This window comes from Mycobacterium sp. 050128 (assembly GCF_036409155.1).
Lineage (GTDB): Bacteria > Actinomycetota > Actinomycetes > Mycobacteriales > Mycobacteriaceae > Mycobacterium.
Map to the genome: position 1 here is coordinate 3,311,618 of NZ_JAZGLW010000001.1, position 16,958 is coordinate 3,328,575.

At 64.4% G+C, this 16,958-nt stretch carries 14 protein-coding genes; 5 read left to right on the top strand and 9 right to left on the bottom strand.

From position 1 onward, the window contains the following. The first annotated feature begins 12 nt into the window (after positions 1-12). The 3 genes from SKC41_RS16000 to SKC41_RS16010 are packed head-to-tail and all read left to right on the top strand — an operon-like array spanning position 13 to position 3,764. A complete protein-coding gene (locus SKC41_RS16000) occupies positions 13-2,973 on the top strand; it encodes an MMPL/RND family transporter (protein WP_330978920.1) in 2,961 nt (986 codons plus the stop codon). After that, positions 2,963-3,355, top strand: coding sequence for a hypothetical protein (locus SKC41_RS16005; RefSeq protein ID WP_330978465.1), 393 nt, complete (start codon positions 2,963-2,965; stop codon positions 3,353-3,355). Before SKC41_RS16000 ends, SKC41_RS16005 begins: the two co-directional genes overlap by 11 nt. 46 nt (positions 3,356-3,401) lie before the next feature. Next, positions 3,402-3,764, top strand: a complete 363-nt coding sequence (locus SKC41_RS16010; protein WP_330978466.1) for a carboxymuconolactone decarboxylase family protein — start codon at positions 3,402-3,404, stop codon at positions 3,762-3,764. Positions 3,765-3,770: 6 nt separating this feature from the next. On the opposite strand, the gene SKC41_RS16015 is transcribed toward SKC41_RS16010, so the two are convergent. The 4 genes from SKC41_RS16015 to SKC41_RS16030 all read right to left on the bottom strand — a co-directional run bounded on the left by SKC41_RS16015 (position 3,771) and on the right by SKC41_RS16030 (position 8,750). Further along, positions 3,771-5,000, bottom strand: a complete 1,230-nt coding sequence (locus SKC41_RS16015) for an amidohydrolase family protein (protein WP_330978467.1) — start codon at positions 4,998-5,000, stop codon at positions 3,771-3,773. Between the two features lie 12 nt (positions 5,001-5,012). Then, on the bottom strand, positions 5,013-6,158 hold the full coding sequence (locus SKC41_RS16020; protein ID WP_330978468.1) for a thiolase family protein: 1,146 nt from the start codon (positions 6,156-6,158) through the stop codon (positions 5,013-5,015). 96 nt (positions 6,159-6,254) lie between these two features. Next, on the bottom strand, positions 6,255-7,472 hold the full coding sequence (locus SKC41_RS16025; protein WP_330978921.1) for a CaiB/BaiF CoA transferase family protein: 1,218 nt from the start codon (positions 7,470-7,472) through the stop codon (positions 6,255-6,257). Between the two features lie 60 nt (positions 7,473-7,532). Continuing rightward, a complete protein-coding gene (locus SKC41_RS16030) occupies positions 7,533-8,750 on the bottom strand; it encodes a cytochrome P450 (RefSeq protein WP_330978469.1) in 1,218 nt (405 codons plus the stop codon). A gap of 107 nt (positions 8,751-8,857) precedes the next feature. Between SKC41_RS16030 and SKC41_RS16035 the strand changes: the two genes are divergently transcribed. Continuing rightward, positions 8,858-10,357: a coniferyl aldehyde dehydrogenase gene (locus tag SKC41_RS16035; protein ID WP_330978470.1), complete on the top strand. Its 1,500-nt coding sequence runs from the start codon at positions 8,858-8,860 to the stop codon at positions 10,355-10,357. Here the strand turns inward: SKC41_RS16035 and SKC41_RS16040 are convergent. Genes SKC41_RS16040 through SKC41_RS16060 form a run of 5 tightly spaced genes read right to left on the bottom strand, consistent with a single transcriptional unit; the run spans position 10,354 to position 15,106 of the window. Beyond that, a complete protein-coding gene (locus SKC41_RS16040; protein ID WP_330978471.1) occupies positions 10,354-11,181 on the bottom strand; it encodes an SDR family NAD(P)-dependent oxidoreductase in 828 nt (275 codons plus the stop codon). The genes SKC41_RS16035 and SKC41_RS16040 overlap by 4 nt on opposite strands. Further along, the gene (locus SKC41_RS16045) at positions 11,178-12,842 is read right to left on the bottom strand and encodes an acyl-CoA synthetase (protein ID WP_330978472.1); all 1,665 of its coding nucleotides are present in this window, start codon (positions 12,840-12,842) and stop codon (positions 11,178-11,180) included. The genes SKC41_RS16040 and SKC41_RS16045 overlap by 4 nt, the downstream gene beginning before the upstream one ends. Before the next feature lie 19 nt (positions 12,843-12,861). Next, the gene (locus SKC41_RS16050; protein ID WP_330978473.1) at positions 12,862-13,482 is read right to left on the bottom strand and encodes a PaaI family thioesterase; all 621 of its coding nucleotides are present in this window, start codon (positions 13,480-13,482) and stop codon (positions 12,862-12,864) included. Further along, a complete protein-coding gene (locus SKC41_RS16055; protein ID WP_330978474.1) occupies positions 13,479-14,117 on the bottom strand; it encodes a cysteine hydrolase in 639 nt (212 codons plus the stop codon). The genes SKC41_RS16050 and SKC41_RS16055 overlap by 4 nt, the downstream gene beginning before the upstream one ends. Further along, on the bottom strand, positions 14,114-15,106 hold the full coding sequence (locus tag SKC41_RS16060) for a Rieske 2Fe-2S domain-containing protein (protein WP_330978475.1): 993 nt from the start codon (positions 15,104-15,106) through the stop codon (positions 14,114-14,116). The genes SKC41_RS16055 and SKC41_RS16060 overlap by 4 nt, the downstream gene beginning before the upstream one ends. 214 nt (positions 15,107-15,320) lie before the next feature. Here SKC41_RS16060 and SKC41_RS16065 point away from each other — a divergent pair, with 214 nt between their 5' ends. Beyond that, entirely contained in the window at positions 15,321-16,943 is a 1,623-nt protein-coding gene (locus tag SKC41_RS16065; RefSeq protein ID WP_330978476.1) for a flavin-containing monooxygenase, read from the top strand. Positions 16,944-16,958: the final 15 nt, after the last annotated feature.

Sequence of the window (16,958 nt, forward strand, 5' to 3'; positions counted from 1 at the left end):
CGCCCGAAATTCATGCGGTTTGTCCGCGGGTTCGCGGTGCCGATCCTCATAGCTTGGCTGCTGCTGACCGTTGCCTTGAATGTGCTTGTGCCGCCGATCGAATCGGTCGCGCGCAACCACGCGGTGACGATGTCGCCACAAGATGCGCCGGCGATGATCGCCGCGAAACGGATCGGCGCAACCTTTCACGAATCCGATTCCGACAGTACCGCGATGGTCGTCCTGGAAAGCGACAAGCCTCTCGGAGAAGAGGCACACACCTATTACGACGCCTTGGTGAACAAGCTGCTGGCCGACCCCAAGCACGTGCAGCATGTCCAGAACGTGTGGGGAGACCCGCTCACCGCCGCCGGTGTGCAGAGCCGGGACGGCAAAGCCGCTTACGTCCAACTCAATCTGGCCGGCAACCAGGGCAGCACCCAGGGCAACGAGTCCGTGAAAGCTGTGCGCGAGATCGTCGACAGGTCAGCACCGCCCAGCGGGATCAAGGTCTACGTGACCGGCCCGGCACCGCTCACCACCGACATGAATGAGGCCGCCGACAAGAGCATGCTCAAAATGATGGGCGTGACGGGCGCGGTCATCATGATCATGCTGTTCATTGCCTATCGTTCGGTCAGCACAGTGCTGTTGGTCCTCGTCATGGTCGGTTTCGAAATGGGCACGGCCAGGGGGCTCATCGCGCTACTCGGCAACTACGGGCTGTTGGGCTTCTCGACGTTCGTCGTCGCGATGCTGTCCTCGTTGGCGATCGCAGCGGGCACCGACTACGCGATATTTCTGATTGGTCGCTATCAGGAGGCCCGCCAGGCCGGTCAGGATCGAGAGACCGCCTACTACACGATGTTTCGCGGGACCTTTCACATCATCTTGGGCTCGGGGTTGACGATCGCCGGCGCCACCTTCTGCCTCCACCTGGCGCGGCTGTCGTACTTCAAGGCATTGGGGATTCCGTCGGCTTTGGGGTTGCTCGTGGTGGTCGCGGGCGCGCTCACCGCGGCCCCGGCCGTGGTCGCGGTCGCGACTCGATTCGGCTTGCTCGACCCGAGACGGATGATCAAGACGCGTGGCTGGCGGCGCATTGGGACCGCGACCGTCCGCTGGCCGGGGCCCGTGTTCGCCGCCTCGCTGATCATCGCGATCGTTGGCATCCTGATCGTGCCGAGCATGAAGGTCAGCTATAACGACCGGTTCTACATACCCGGTACGCTGCCATCCAACGTCGGATATGCCGCCGCAGAGCGCCATTTCAGCGCCGCCACCATGAATCCCGATATCCTGATGATCGAGGGCGACCATGACATGCGGAACAGCGGCGACATGATCATCTTGGACAGAATTGCCAAAGATGTCTTTCGATCCCCGGGAATCGCGATGGTGCAAAGCATTACCCGGCCGTTGGGTGGCCCGATTGAGCACACGTCGATACCGTTCCAGATCAGTGCCCAGTCGATTCCGATCCAGCAGAACCTCCAATTCATGAGGGACCGCACGGCCGACATGCTCACGATGAGCGACGACCTCGGCGCGATGATCGGCTCGATGGAGCGTATGCAGGGTTTGCTCGGGCAGATGAGCAGCGCGACGCATCACATGGTCGGCGACATGGGCGAGATGCAGGCCACGCTGAACGAGATGCGGGACCATCTGGCGGATTTCGACGACTTCGCAAGACCGTTCCGCAACTACTTATATTGGGAACAACACTGTTTCAACATCCCGGTGTGTTGGGCGTCGAGATCGGTGTTCGAGGCGATCGATGGTGTGGACAAGTTCAGTGCGAATATGAGCACGCTGATCAAGGACATGGGCAACGTCGACGCGATCATGCCTCAGATGCTCGCCCAGTTTCCCCCGATCATCGCGGTCGCGAAATCCATGCAGGTGACCCTGCTGACCATGCACAGCAGCTTCTCGGGTCTGGTCACGCAAATGGCTCAGATGACCGATACCGCCAGCGCGATGGGTCAGGCCTTCGACGCCTCTCGCAGTGGCGACTACTTCTACCTGCCGCCGGAAGCGTTCCAGAATGCCGACTTTCAGCGCGGCCTGAAACTCTTCCTGTCGCCGGACGGTAAGGCCGCGCGCTTCATCATCACCCACGACGCGGACCCGGCAACGCCGGCGGGCATCTCAGCGGTCATGCCGGAACTGGCCGCCGCGCATCAAGCGGTCAAGGGCACAACCCTAACCGACGCCAAGTTCTACCTCGCCGGGACGGCGGCTATCTACCGCGACATCCAGTCGGGCTCTCAGTACGACCTGCTGATCGTCGGGATTGCCGCCCTGACACTGATTTTCGTGGTGATGGTGATCATCACCCGGGCACTGGTGGCATCCATGGTGATAGTCGGTACGGTGCTGCTGTCGTTGGGCGCCGCGTTCGGGCTCTCGGTGCTGGTGTGGCAGCACCTCTTCGGTCTGGATTTGAACTGGATCGCGCCGGTGTTCGGGTTGATCATCCTGCTCGCCGTCGGCTCCGACTACAACCTGCTGCTGGTGTCGCGCTTTCAAGAGGAGATCGGGGCCGGGCTGAAAACCGGCATCATTCGCTCGATGGGCGAGACGGGTGGGGTGGTCACCTCGGCGGGCCTGGTCTTCGCCTTCACCATGATGTCAATGGCTGCCAGCGATCTGAGCTCTATTGGACAGGCCGGCACGACAATTGGTCTGGGCCTGCTGTTCGACACGCTGATCGTGCGCTCGCTCATGACGCCGTCGATCGCGGCATTGCTGGGACGCTGGTTCTGGTGGCCGATCCGCGTGCGCCCACGCCCCGCCAGCTCGATGCTGCGGCCGTTCGGGCCGCGGCGGCTGGTTCGCTCCCTCCTATTGGGCGAGGAGGCTGCTGCGGTCAAGCGTCCTTTTGGTTCGCAGACGTCAGCGGAGCCGGCGATGGCGGGCGCCATTGGGGCCGATGGTCCCTACCGGGCAGCGGCAGAGATGGGACATCATTCGAACCATGACGGATGAATCTGAATTGGCGGCCCCGCACGCCACCGCGGCCGGGCAGCTCCCTGTTGCCGAATCGCGCGACCGGCCGAGCCGGCTGGGTCAAGCCGCCGCCTGGGTGGTCATCGTGGCCGGCGTCGTGTTCGTCGTCGCGGTGATCTTCTTCTCGGGACTCATGTTGGGCTGGTCTTCGGGCCATGAGCATGGCTGGGATCGAGATGGTTGGCCCGGTGGCCGCATGCATCCCGGCATGACTGGGTGCCCAATGATGGGCACCGGCGGCATGATGGGCCCCGGCGGCATGATGAGCCCCGGCGGCATGATGGGCCCCGGCGGCATGATGAGCCCAGGAGGCCCGGGCCCGTCCCAGACGCCAGGGCCATCGATCCCGCCGCGCCCGTAACGCGGTCCAGGGGAATACCCCCGCGGGTATAGGAATTGTAAAGAATATGAGCGATCACAACCACTATCACGCAGTGTTGAACGACCTGAATCCGCAGCACCGCGAGCTGCGCAAGATGATCCCGGATGTGTACCGGGGATTTGGCGAAATGAGCAAGGCGGCGCTGACTTCCGCTGCTCTGGACAGCAAGACAAAGGAACTCATCGCGCTGGCAATCGGGGTGGTGGCGGAGTGTGACGGCTGCATCGCCTCGCACGCGCAGGGAGCCGTTCGTGCCGGAGCCTCCAAAGCGGAAGCCGCAGAGGCCATTGGCGTGAGCATTCTCATGCACGGCGGACCGGCCACGATCTACGGAGCTCGTGCCTATGACGCGTTCTGCGAATTCATCGATGCGCAGAGTGTGAACTGAAGCGGCTCAGGCGTTGGCGAGTGCCGGGGGATTGGTGGCGTTCGGGTCGGGGTTGGCGATGGGTAGGCCCATGAAGCGCCGCGCATTGTCGCCCATGAAGTCGTAGGTACGCCGTCGGTCCATGTCGTCGGCGTACTTCCAGAAATCCTTCGGCTCGGCCAGGCCTTCGGGATGCGGGTAGTCCGATCCGAACAGCACCCGGTCCCAGCCCACTGTGTCGACGACATCGGCCACACAGCCCTCCCAGAACGGGCTGACCCAGATGTTGCGTCGGAACACCTCGTGCGGATGCTCGGAGAAATTCTGTGGCATCTTGCGGTGCAGGTCTTCGAAGTCACCGAACAGCGGGAAGATCCACGAGCTGCCGTTCTCGACGCTGGCGATGCGCAGCTTGGGGAATCGGGTCAACGTGCCGTGACAAATCAGGCTGGTGATCATGTCGGCGATCTCGCGGTGGCCCAACGTCATCCAGCGAAATGCACTCTGCGCCATGAAGTTCTGGGTGTGTGGCGGTTCCCATTTGGCGACGTAGTCGTCCAGCGGTGGATAGCTGGCGTGCAGCACGATCGGCAGCCCGGCGGCCTCGACGTCACGCCAGAAGGGATCGAACTCGGGCAGCGCCGGTGAGCGCCAGCCATGAATCCCGTTCACCGGCCCCGGTTTGATCAACGCGGCACGAACACCGTTGTCCAGCAGGTACTCCAGTTCGCGCTGGGCTGCGTCGACTTCGGACAGATTGATGATCGGCGTGGAGAACACCCGGTTCTGGTAGTTGTACGTCCAGTGTTCGAGCATCCACTGGTTCAGTGCGTGGATGATCGCGAGCGTCAACTCGGGGTCGTCGGCCGACGAGTGCTCGACCAGGCTGGCCAGCGTGGGGTAGTTGAGAGCCTCGACGACGCCCTGGCGGTCGAGTTCGGCGATCCGGTCGTCGGGATTGCGGGTCGCGGCGGGCGCCGCGATCGCCGGGCCCTGCATCTCGCGCAGCGTGAGGCCCTCGGAGTTCTGTCCGGCGAAGAACTTTTCGTGCGCGCCCGGCGCGGCGACACGTTCGAATGTCGGGTTCGGGATGAAGTCAGTGACCTTGTTGTTGATGATGATTCGGGTCTGACGCCCGATCTGGGCGAACTGGACGGCCCGCGCGTAGCGCTCCGGAAGATACTTCGTCAACGATTCCGGAGTTTCGTACATGTGTTGGTCGGCGTCGAAAATCGGCGCCCCGGTGAACTGAGCCATCGAATGGTCCCGTCAGGTCGTGAGGATGGTCGCCGCGGCGGTGCCGGGAGCGCCGTACAACTGGGTGAACCCCACCTTCGGACTCCCGGGCACCTGGCGGTCGCCCGCTTCGCCGCGGAGTTGGCGGACGATTTCGTGGACCTGCCGCAGCCCGGAGGCGCCGATCGGCTCGCCGTTGGCGATCAGCCCGCCGTCGGTGTTGACCGGCATCGGGCCACTGATCTCGGTGGCGCCTTCGGCCAGCAGCTTTTCCTGGTCGCCGTGCTCGCAGAACCCGCACTCGGCCATGTGGATGATCTCGGCGCCGGCATCGGTGTCCTGCAACTGGATCACGTCGACATCGCCTGGCGCCACGCCGGCCTTCTCGAACGCGGTACGGGCCGCGTAAACCGTTGGCGCGACGTCTTCTTCGACTGGTGCGCACGTGGTGTTGACCTCGTAAGCGCCGTAGCGCCGGGTGCGGATCTCCACGGCCTTCAGGTAGACCGGCTTGGAGGTGTAGCGGTGCGCGATGTCGGCCCGACACATCACCGCCGCGGCGGCGCCTTCGTCCGGTGCGCAGAACATGTATTGGGTCAGGGGATAGTTGAGCATCGTCGAGTTGAGGATGTCCTCTTCGGAGATCGGCTTACGGCGAAACGCGTTGGGGTTCAAGGACCCAATGCGGAAGTTCTTGGCCGCAACCTTGGCCAGCGTCTCCTGGGAGATGTTGTGGTCGTGCAGGTAGCGGTTGGCCTTCATGCCGAAGAACTGGGTGGTCAGATATTGCCCGTTCTCCGCATACCAGCTCGGCATGCCCACCAGTGCCGGGTCTTCGGTGAAGGCCCCGCGCGGGTGCTTGTCCAAGCCGATCGCGATGCCGATGTCGTAGTCGCCCAACCGGATTCCGTCGGCGCACGCCTTGACCGCGCTGGCCGCTGTCGCGCACGCGTTGAACACGTTGGTGAACGGGATGCCGGTGAGCCCGACCATGCCGACGATCGCATCCGGATTGGCGACGGTCCAGCTGCCGCCGGTGGCGAATTGGACATCCTGCCAGGCGATACCGGCGTCGGCGACCGCGGCCAGGATGGCGTCAACGCCCATCTGCATCGCCGACTTGCCCTCGAATCGGCCGAACGGGTGCAGACCCACTCCGATGATGGCGACGTCATTCATTGCGCCACTCCTCCTCATCGCTTTGTCCCCCGCAAACGGGTGGGGGTACCTCCCACTTGTGGGGGAGTGCCCCCACTGCATCGTCGACGGCGCGATTCATGCAATGGCTCCGGCATTCTTGAGTTCCTCGATACGGTCCCAATCCATCCCGATCTCCATCAAAACGATCTCGGTGTGCTCGGAGGCCTGCGGCGCCCGGGTGGTTTCCAGCGGCTCGTGGTTGAACTGGACGGGCCCGCGGACGACCTTGAACGGCGCTCCGCCGGCTGCGACTTCGACCTCGGAGATCATGTCGTTCGCGATGGCCTGCTCGTCGTTGGCCAGGTCGAGCAGGCTCTGGAACGGCGCCCACTGTCCCTTCATCGTCTTCAGGTGCTGACGCCAGTACTCAAAGGGCTTGGCGGCGAAAGCTTTCGCGATCAACTCGGCGGCCGCGTTGGCGTTCTGAATCAACGGGAGAACCTCGGAGAAGCGCTCATCGTCGGCGGCCTCGGGGATGCCCAGGTGCTCGAAGGTGTCCCGGATATGGCCCGTCGGACTGATGATGCACAGGTTGATCGTGCCGCCGTCGGATGTTTCGTAGTTGCCCATGAACGGATTCACCGACATCGCGGTGGCCGAACCCGGCATGGGTGTGCGCATGACCTCTCCGGTCTCCATGCCCTGCGTCATGCTGGCGCCGGCGGCCCACCACGCCGTGCTCAACAGCGACACGTCCAGCTCGACCGCCTCGCCGGTGCGTTCGCGATGCAGTAGCGCAGCCGAGATGCCGCCGGCGATGAACATGCCGCCGATGGAATCGCCGAACGCGGGGATGCCTTGTCCGAGTGCGCCTCCCAGCTCCTCCGGAGTCAGCGCGTAGCCGATACCGCTGCGCGTCCAGAACGCCGTTCCGTCGTAACCACCGACGTTGCGCTCGGCACCCTTATCGCCGTAGGCCGAACCCCGGGCGTAGATGATGTTCGGGTTGACCGCGCGAATGTGCTCGAGGTCGAACTTGTGCTGTTGTCGCTGAGAAGGCTTGTAGTTGGTCAGAAACACATCGGAGGTCTTGGCCAGCTCGTAGATCACTTGCTGGCCACCGGGAGTGGACACGTCGATCCCGACGCTGCGCTTGCCCCGGTTGGGATGCTCCATCAGCGGATGCCGTTCGGGGTTGACCTGAATGCCGCCCATGTTGAGGAAGCCACGTTGCGTGTCGCCCCGTAGCGGGTGCTCGACCTTGATCACGTCTGCGCCCCAGTCGGCGAGGATCGCTCCCGCCGCCGGGACGAAGGTGAACTGCGCAACCTCGAGGACACGAATGCCCTGCATTACCTTGACCATTTCTCTCACCACTCCGTCGTCAGGCCGTACGTCTGTTAACCGCGGACGCTACTTGGCGTCGAACGTCACCGGAAGCGCGGTCGGCGATCGGAAGGGCTGGCCATGGATATGCGGGTCGTCGTCGGTGAGCACCGTGAAGTTGGTCAAACGGCTCAGTAGACATTCGACCGCGACGCGCGTCTCCAGCCGCGCCAGGTGCAGACCCAGGCAGGTGTGCTCGCCGGCGGCAAACGAGATGTGTGGGACGGCCTTGCGAAAGATGTCGAATTCTTCGGCTCGTTCCCAGCGCGTTTCGTCGCGATTGGCCGAACCGATGCACACGCCGATCACCGAGCGCGCCGGAAGCGGCACGCCTTCCAGTTCGGTGTCCTCGGTGGTGAACCGTTGCACGGTGGTCAGCGGCGTTTCGTAGCGCAGGCCTTCCTCGATCGCCTGGCCGATCAGCGCGTGATCGGCTTGTACCGCGGCGAACTGTTGGGGATGGGTGAGCAGCAGATACAGCAGGTTTCCCGAGGACCGGTAGGTGGTTTCCAGCCCGGCGGGCAGCAGCAGCCGCAGGAACGAATAGATGGCCTCGTCGCTGAGCTTTTCGCCGTCGATCTCGGCCTCGACCAGATCGCCGATGATGTCCTGGGTGGGTCTGGAGGCGGGCTTGGACTTGCGCAGCTCGATCTGCTCGACGAAGTAATCCTTCAGTGCCGCCGACGCCTCGAAGGCCTTCTCGTAGTTGACGTGGTAGCTGATCAATTGCACGGCGCGCTTACGGAACATCGGCAGGTCTTCGTCCGGTAGGCCCAGCAGCCGGGCGATGACGCGGGTGGGGAACTCGAACGTGTAGTTCCGGATGAGGTCGGCGTTGCCGGTTTCGATGAATTCGTCGATCAACGCGTTGCAGATCGGCCGCACGATCGTCGGTTCCCACTGCGCCAGCGCCCGGGACTTGAACGCAGCCGACACCAGGTTGCGGTGTTCGCGATGCTTCTTGCCCTCCATCGCCAGGATGGTCGGGCCCATGAACAGGCCGATCGTCTTGTCGTAGGGCTTGGAGCTGAACACCCGCCCGTCCCGAAACACGGTGTTGACCGCGTTGAACGAGACCGCGGAGTACTCGTTCTTGGGCAACATGGACTCGGGTGTCCTGCTGTAATCCATGACCGTCCCGCGGAAAACACCGGACTGACGGCGCTTGTGCGCGAAGTACGGATAGGGGTCACGCAGATCGACGGTTTCCTCGCCGGTGCCGGCGGTGTGAACGTTTGTCGTCACCTGACTCTCCAGCATCTTCTTCCGTCTCAGCACGACCGGGCAGTCGTTACGTAAGATCGTACTGTAATTATTACAGTAGACAATATGGGCTAAGGAACGGCAGCGTCATGAGCACACTCGGTGAACGCGCTGACAGCACAGTCGATCAGCAGCGGGCGGATTTGGGCGCGATCCTGGCCAGGCAGCGCCGAGCATTCATCGACGACGGACCGCCGTCGCCGGCGCTGCGACGCAACCGGATCGACCGCCTGATGGCACTCGTCCTCGACAACACCGACGCGTTTGTCGACGCGATGGCCACCGATTTCGGCACCCGGTCCAAGGCGGCGACGTTGTTCACCGAGGTCATCGGGATGATCTCGGTGATTGAGCACACGAGATCCCATGTTGGGCAATGGATGCGGGCGACCAAGCTGATGCGCGCGGCAGCACTGTTCGGGCTGCGCGCCGAGGTGCAGCCGTCACCGCTAGGCGTGATCGGCATCATCGGTCCGTGGAACTTCCCGCTCAATCTCGTGATCCTGCCTGCCGCGACCGCGTTCGCCGCCGGCAACCGAGTGATGATCAAGATGTCGGAGGTCACCTCTCACACCGCCGAATTGATGAAGGCGACCGCGCCGAACTACTTCGACTCCGACGAACTCGCCATCGTCACCGGAGGTCCCGACGTCGCGGCGACGTTCTCGACACTGCCGTTCGATCACCTGTTCTTCACCGGTTCGCCCTCGGTCGGCGCCTTGGTGCAGCGGGCGGCCGCGCAGAATCTGGTCCCGGTAACCCTCGAGCTCGGCGGCAAAAACCCGGTCGTCGTCGCACCCGGCGCCAACATCCGTCGGTCCGCCGCCCGGATCGCGCAGGGCCGCATGGTCAACGGGGGACAGGTGTGTGTGTGCCCCGACTACGTCTTCGTCCCTGACGAACAGATCGACGCGTTCGTCGGCGTCGCGTCCGACACGCTGCGCGGCATGTTCCCCGACATCGTCGCCAACAGCGACTACTGCTCGAGTGTCGATGAGGCCAACTTCGACCGGGTCGTCGGCCTGATCGAAGACGCGCGCGCCAACGGCGCCACCGTGGAAACCATTGCGCCGGAAGGGGAACCATTGCCCGACCGCAGCTCCCGCAAGATCGCGCCCACCATTGTGCGCGACATCGACGACACCATGAAGATCGCCAGCGAAGAGATCTTCGGCCCGGTCCTTGTGGTCAAGGGATATTCGCGTCTGGGCGAGGCCATCGAGTACATCAATGCGCGACCCGCGCCGCTGGTGGCCTACTGGTATGGGCCCGACGACGACGATTTCCGAAACTTCGTCCGCAACACCCGCAGCGGCGGTGTTGCTCGTAATGACTTTGCCGCGCAGATGATTCCGTCGGCCGCGCCGTTCGGCGGCGTGGGCCGCAGCGGGATGGGCGCCTATCACGGAAAGGCCGGCTTCGACGCATTCAGCCACCACCGGTCGGTGGTGGGAAGCGATCTGCCGTTCAGCGTCACCGGCAGTGCCGCGCCGCCCTTCGGGAAGTCGATGCGCATGTATGCCGACGCCATGATGCGCATGACCCGGGCCCGGACCCGTCGCCGCCTCAAGGGCAGCCCGCGCCCCTAGCGCGCGTTGGGATTCAGCCTCGCGGCGTACGCCATCAGGTCGGCGTATCGGACACCCAGCAGCCGCGGCAGGGCCGCCATCACCCGCCCGTCGGGTCCGATCAGGATTCGGGCGCGATTCTTCTCGGCTCCGCGCAGGATGGTCCGGGCGGCCTTCTCCGGCGACGTCAGTGCCATCCGGCCAAAGTACTTCGCTGCCTGGTCGGGATCCTCGGTCTCTGCGGTGCGCATGTTGGTCCCAAAGTTGGTGCGAACGACGCCCGGGTGCACGCAATGCACGGTCACTGGGTGGCGCCCGATGATCATCTCCTGGCGCAGTGCCTCGGTGAATCCCCGGACCGCGAATTTCGAAGTGCTGTAGGCACCTTGGTAGGGCACCGCGATCAGGCCGAACGCGCTGGACAGGTTGACCAGTCGCGCCGGCCGCTGGGTAGTTCCGGATTCGATCAGCTGCGGCAGAAAGGCTTTGGTCCCGCTGACCACGCCACCGATGTTGATGCCGAGGAGCCAGTCGAAGTCCTTCCAGGACATGTCTGCCACGCTGGCGAACAGGTCGACCCCGGCGTTGTTGAACAGCATCGACGCCGGCCCGAGATCGCGGCGGACGTCTTCGGCGTGGCCGCACACCGCGTCGCGGTCGGCGACGTCGACCTGATACGTGGTGACGTGGCCGGACCGGCACATAGCCTGTGTTTGCGCCAGATTCGCCTTGTCGATGTCGGATGCCGCCACGTGCGCCCCGTCTTGAGTGAGGGCATAGGTCAAGGCGCGCCCGATCCCCGACCCGGCACCGGAGACGACGGCGACACGATCCTGATACTTCATGCCTGTGCCGCCTGCTCGCGCGCCCAGCGGTAATCGGCCTTGCCCGATGGACTGCGCTCGATGGCGGGGCGAAAGAGGACCGCCTTGGGAAGCTTGTAACGAGCCAGCGATTGCGCGGCGTGCATCACCAGATCCTCGGCATCGGCGTGCGCCCCTTCGGCCAGCGCGACGACGGCGACGACCTCTTGACCCCACCGTTCGCTGGGCCGTCCCGCGACCACCACGTCGGCCACCGCGGGATGCGACGCGATCGCGGTTTCGACCTCCTCGACGAAGATCTTCTCGCCGCCGGAGTTGATCGTCACCGAATCGCGGCCCAGCAACTCGATGCTGGCGTCCTCGCGGTGGCGGGCCCGATCACCCGGAATCGCATACCGCACACCACCGATCACCGGGAAGGTCGCGGCGGTCTTGGCCGCATCGCCCTTGTAACCGAGTGGAATGTAACCGCGTTGGGCCAGCCAACCGATTCCGTCGTGTCCCGGCGGCAGTATCGACGACAGATCCTCGGCCGCCACGAACGCATCGGGTCCGGCGTTGAAGGTGCCGGTGGACACCGCGCCGGACGCCGACATGTGATGCATCTGCGCACCGGTCTCCGAGGATCCGACACCATCCACCACAACGACATTCGGCAGCGCTTGGATCAAGCGCTCCTTGACATACGGCGTCAGCACGGCACCGCCGTTGGCGATCACGCCGAGCGACGACACGTCCGCTGTCCCGTTTTCCAGGCCCTTCTCCAGGGCGGCGAGCAACGGCCTGGCCATCGCGTCTCCGACCACCGTCACCACCGAGACCCGTTCGCGCTCGATCGTGCGGACCACGTCGTCGGCGTCCAAATGGTCTACGACCGAAGGGAAGACGACGGACTGCCCGGTGGTCAGGGCGGTCATCACGCTCCACTGCGCCGCGCCGTGGATCAGCGGCGGCAAGATCATCAATTTGGTTCCCGGGGCCGCGGCGGCTCGTTCCACGATTTCGTCGACCGAGCCGGCGGGTTCGCCGGTCATCAGATTGCGGCCGCCGAAAGACGTCATGAAGATGTCGTGCTGGCGCCACAACACACCCTTGGGCATCCCCGTGGTGCCGCCGGTGTAGAGGACGTACAGGTCGTCTGGGGAGTGCTGCACCGGCGGCGGCGTCGACGGGCTGGATCTGACGATGCTGTCGTAATCGACTGCGCCGTGCACCAAGTCGTTGCCCGAGTTGTCGGCGATCTGGATCAGCACGCGTAGCCTCGGGAGCTCGGGCAGGACTTCGGCCACCCGTGGCGCGAACGCGGCGTGGTAGACCAGCGCTGTCGCGCCCGAATCCGCGAGCAGATACTGCAGCTCGCTTTTGACGTAGCGGAAGTTGACGTTGAACGGTGCCACGCGGGCTCCGAAGGCGCCGAGCAACGACTCGACGAATTCGTTTCCGTTGTAGGCGTACAGTCCGAGCAGGTCCTGGCCCACCTCGTGGCCGGCCAGCCCGGAGCGCTCGGTGTGGCAGCCAAGGCCCCGGGCGTGCAGATACGCCGCGAGACGGTTGGACCGCTCGATGGTCTGCGCGTAGCTGAACCGCCGATCGCCCTGGATCAGCAGCTCGCGGTCGCCGATCGCGCCCGCGACCGCCCGGGCGACGGCGGGGACTGTGAATTGTGTTGCGGTGTCTGACATCTTTGGCTTCAAGCGCCTCTCACGGCTGGTGGGGTAGCAGGCGGACCATCAGGCCGTTGGCTTCGCTGAGCAGCGACCCGTCGGCCGACGTCATCGTCGAGGAGATAAAGACTTTCCTGCCTTCGGTATTGCCGATTCGTCCTTTGGCGATCAACGGTTCATCGATCGGGGTGATCTTGCGGTAGTCGACGTGCAGGTAGGCGGTGCGGGTCGGGTGAATGCCCGCGGTGGAGACCACCATGCCGAACATCCAGTCGTAGAACAGCGGGATCATGCCACCGTGCACGGCATTGTTGCCACCCACGTGGGATTGGGTGAAGTGTCCTTCCATCGTCACCCCGTCGGGCCCGGATTCCGTCACCAGCCAGGGCGGCATCAAGGGGTGGGCCAACCCGGGCAGACTCAGCACCCGGCCGGCCACCGCCTCGGTCTCCGGAACCTGGTGACCGTCCAGCAAGGCACAGGCGTTCTGCAGGTGTGTGGCGGCGGCGGCCCACAGCGCTGGTTCCGGGTTGGTGGACACGGTCAGGTCTTGCAGCCGCCGCAGCGCCGCGACGAACGGGCCGAGCTCGGACGGCGCATCCTCGACGGGCTTGACGTCGGGAAACCCGCCGCGGGTGGTGGGTGCCGTGTCGGTCATGGGGATCCTTGCGTCTGCTGCTGCCATACCTGGAGCAGGTCGTCGGTCGTGGTGATCGTTGCCAGCAGCGACAGCGTGTTGGCGATCATCGCAGCACCGTACTCGGTGGGGATGCCGGCGACGGCGTCGCGGGGGACGACAACGCGGTAGGCGGCGTTGACGGCATCCATCACGACGTTGGGTATGGCGATGTTCAGCGAAACGCCGACCACGACGATCGTGGACACGCCGAGGTTGCGCAGCACCGCGTCCAGGTCGGTGCCGCCCATCGGTCCCACCCCGTGCCAGCGGCGCAGCACCAAATCCGTTGGATCGGGCCCTAATTCGGGCAACACTTCGGCGCCTGGCGTACCGGGAGTGATGTCCACCTGGTTGCCGCCGCTCATTGCGAAGATCTTGGCGTTGTGGTTGGACCCGAGCCCGTCGGGCCGCCGCTGCACCAGGCAGTGCACCACGTGCACGCCGGCCGCCCGCGCCGCCGGCAGCAGCCGCACGATGTTGGGTAGTGCCTCCCGGCTCGCTTCCTCGGCGAGCATCGCCAGCCCCGCGTCGGGGCCCATGACCGCGCCCTGGCATTCCTGGGCGACGATCGCGGTGTGTGCGGGAGCAACGAGGTCGGCGAGGTGTGGCTTCATGCCGGGACGTCGTAGAACTGTGTCGCCCATTTTCGCAGTGCCATATAGCCTTTCGCGTCGACCTTGGACAGTGCCGGATTTTCGACGTACTTCTGGTAACGCCAGATTTGCAGGTCGTCGAAGACGGTGGACAGGAACTGCTTTTCGATCAGGTCGCGCAGTTTGCCCTCGGGCACCTCGGAGTCATCACCGGGGATGCGCGGCCACCAGATCGAATAGAACAGGTCCGAGCATTCGTCGTCGACGGGCGTGCAGGTGAAGATCAGGCGGTGATTCTGCGCGCCCTCGAAGACGCTGATCGCCCCGCCGAGACCGAACAGGTGGCTGTGGAACCGCAATGCGAGATCGTCGGGATTGTCACTGCGCGCATCCGGCCAGCCCGCGATGAATTGCCATTCGTGGTCGACGATCTTCCAGTCCAACACCCGCGGTGTCACCGTCGCGTGGTGGACGTACTCGAAATGGGCGCTGTCGGGGGCATTCTCCGCGACGATCTGCGGATGCACCGGTTCGCGCTCGGCACGCCGGGAGAACTCCGGATACGCCCGGTAGTAACCGGCCGGATCGGTCTCGAACTGCGGGAACTTCCGGAAGATGTCCGGCATTTCCCACTGCGGCTCCTTGCCGTCGGGGTGATGCCAGACGAATACGCAGTCGTATTGCTCCTGGACGGGATACGACTTGAGCCGCAGCGCCTTGTTGGGGCGGTCCGGCTGATAGGGGATGTAGCGGTTGGTGCCGTCCGGGCCCCAGCGCCAGCCGTGGAAGGGGCACTCGACGCAGTCGCCGACCACCTTGCCGCCGTGACCGATGTGGGCGCCGAGGTGTTTGCAATGTCCCTCCAGCACGTGCAGCTCGCCCGACTCGTCTCGATAGCCGACGAGATCTTCGCCGAAGTACTGCAGCGGCCGAACCTCGCCAACGGGGAACTCCGGGGACCATCCGACCATGAACCACCCGGTGACCTTCCAGGTGAACGGGACTTTCACGGCGGCTCCTCCCACGTTCTGCTAGATACTAAGCCCGTTACAGTATAGATTTCAGCAGGTCCTCAGAAGTTCGTCCAGGGCGGGGCAGGGAGCGTGATGACGCAGGTGGTTGTCTCGGTGGCTGATGAGCTGGCAGGGCTCCGGAAATCCAAGGTGCGGTGCTGCCGTTTTCTGGACGGCAAACGCCGGCTCCTGGCAGGTCACGGAGGTGACGATGCCTGAGTTGGATGCATCCGTCGATGTGCTGGTGATCGGCGCCGGGTTCTCCGGCCTGTACATGCTGCATCGGTTGCGGCAGCTCGGCGTCCGCACCCGAGTGCTGGAGATGGCTGAAAACGTTGGAGGCACCTGGCTGTTCAACCGCTACCCCGGAGCGCGATGCGACATCGAAAGCATCGAGTACTCCTACAGCTTCTCCGACGAGATTCAGCAGGAATGGGTCTGGACCGAGTCGATGCCGGCCCAGCCGGAGATCGAGGCTTACCTGAATTTCGTCGCCGACCGGTTGGACCTGCGTCGCGATATTGCGTTCCACACCAAGGTCGTCGCGATGGAGTTCGACGAAGACGCGGCGGTGTGGCTGGTGCGCACCGAATCCGGTGAGACCTTGGTCGCACCGTTCGTCGTCGCCGCCTCCGGCATCCTCTCGGTGCCGCTGGAGCCCGATATCCCGGGAATGGGGACATTCGCCGGAACCTCGCTGTTCACCAGCCGCTGGCCCAAGGACGGCTTCGACCTCACCGGAAAACGGGTCGGCGTGATCGGCACCGGCTCGACCGGAGTTCAGCTGATCCCCGTGGTGGCTCAACAAGCCTTGCAGCTCTGCGTGTTTCAGCGTTCACCCGCATACACGTTGCCCTGGCGCGTGCACCAGTTCGAGCCTGGCGAGCTCGACGAGATGAAGGGCCGCTACGACGAGATCCGCGAGGCCCAGCGGGCCCACCCGATCGGGGCGGCGCGGCTGAGCGCCTTTTCCGTCCTGCTGGAAATGCTGAGCAGTCCGGCGATCAAGTCGGCGTCGCGCGAGGAGCAGCTGCGCGCCATCGAGGAGAACGGCGTGATGGGTGCGCTCAACTGGAGCGACATCTTCTTCGACATCGAAGCCAACCGGATGGCCGCCCAGCTCTACGGCGAAGCGGTGGCCCGAATCGTCAAGGACCCGCAGACGGCGGCGTCGTTGGTGCCGGTGCATCCGTTCGCGTGTAAGCGGCCGATCATCGACCAGGGTTACTACGAGACCTACAACCGGGACAACGTCACGCTCGTAGATCTGCGCAAGTCGCCCATTCGCGAGGTGACCGCGAACGGCATCCGCACCGAAACCGATGAGTACGAGCTGGACGTGATCGTCTACGCCACCGGATTCGACGCGATGACCGGGGCCCTGTCCCGCATCGACATCCGCGGCCGCGACGCGATGTCGCTCGGCGAATTCTGGGCCACCGAGGGACCGCTGTCCTACCTCGGGCTGGCGGTCGCCGGCTTCCCGAACCTGTTCACCATCCAGGGCCCGGGCAGCCCGAGCGCCGCCACGAACTTCGTCGCGGCGCTGGAGCAACATGTGGAGTGGATCGGTGATTGCATCACGCATCTGCGCGACAACGCAATACGCACGATCGAGGCGCTCAGTACCGCGCAACAGGAATGGATGGACCACGCCACCGCGTTGGTCGCGCCCACGGTGTTGGTTCACCCGTCCTGCAATTCCTGGTACAACGGCGGCAACGTGCCCGGCAAGAAGCGGATGTACATGGGTTATACCGGTGGGATCCCGGAATATCGGCGCCGCTGCGACGAAATCGCCGCCGCCGGATATGCCGGTTTCAAGTTGGCGTGACTGATTCGGGGCTGG

Excerpts from the sequence above, each read along its gene's own strand:
- SKC41_RS16005 (WP_330978465.1), top strand. The coding sequence starts at position 2,963 with ATGACGGATGAATCTGAATTGGCGGCCCCGCACGCCACCGCGGCCGGG.
- SKC41_RS16050 (WP_330978473.1), bottom strand. The coding sequence starts at position 13,482 with ATGACCGACACGGCACCCACCACCCGCGGCGGGTTTCCCGACGTCAAG.
- SKC41_RS16025 (WP_330978921.1), bottom strand. The coding sequence starts at position 7,472 with ATGCAGGGCATTCGTGTCCTCGAGGTTGCGCAGTTCACCTTCGTCCCG.
- SKC41_RS16065 (WP_330978476.1), top strand. The coding sequence starts at position 15,321 with ATGCCTGAGTTGGATGCATCCGTCGATGTGCTGGTGATCGGCGCCGGG.
- SKC41_RS16045 (WP_330978472.1), bottom strand. The coding sequence starts at position 12,842 with ATGTCAGACACCGCAACACAATTCACAGTCCCCGCCGTCGCCCGGGCG.
- SKC41_RS16040 (WP_330978471.1), bottom strand. The coding sequence starts at position 11,181 with ATGAAGTATCAGGATCGTGTCGCCGTCGTCTCCGGTGCCGGGTCGGGG.
- SKC41_RS16055 (WP_330978474.1), bottom strand. The coding sequence starts at position 14,117 with ATGAAGCCACACCTCGCCGACCTCGTTGCTCCCGCACACACCGCGATC.
- SKC41_RS16035 (WP_330978470.1), top strand. The coding sequence starts at position 8,858 with ATGAGCACACTCGGTGAACGCGCTGACAGCACAGTCGATCAGCAGCGG.
- SKC41_RS16015 (WP_330978467.1), bottom strand. The coding sequence starts at position 5,000 with ATGGCTCAGTTCACCGGGGCGCCGATTTTCGACGCCGACCAACACATG.
- SKC41_RS16010 (WP_330978466.1), top strand. The coding sequence starts at position 3,402 with ATGAGCGATCACAACCACTATCACGCAGTGTTGAACGACCTGAATCCG.
- SKC41_RS16000 (WP_330978920.1), top strand. The coding sequence starts at position 13 with ATGCGGTTTGTCCGCGGGTTCGCGGTGCCGATCCTCATAGCTTGGCTG.
- SKC41_RS16020 (WP_330978468.1), bottom strand. The coding sequence starts at position 6,158 with ATGAATGACGTCGCCATCATCGGAGTGGGTCTGCACCCGTTCGGCCGA.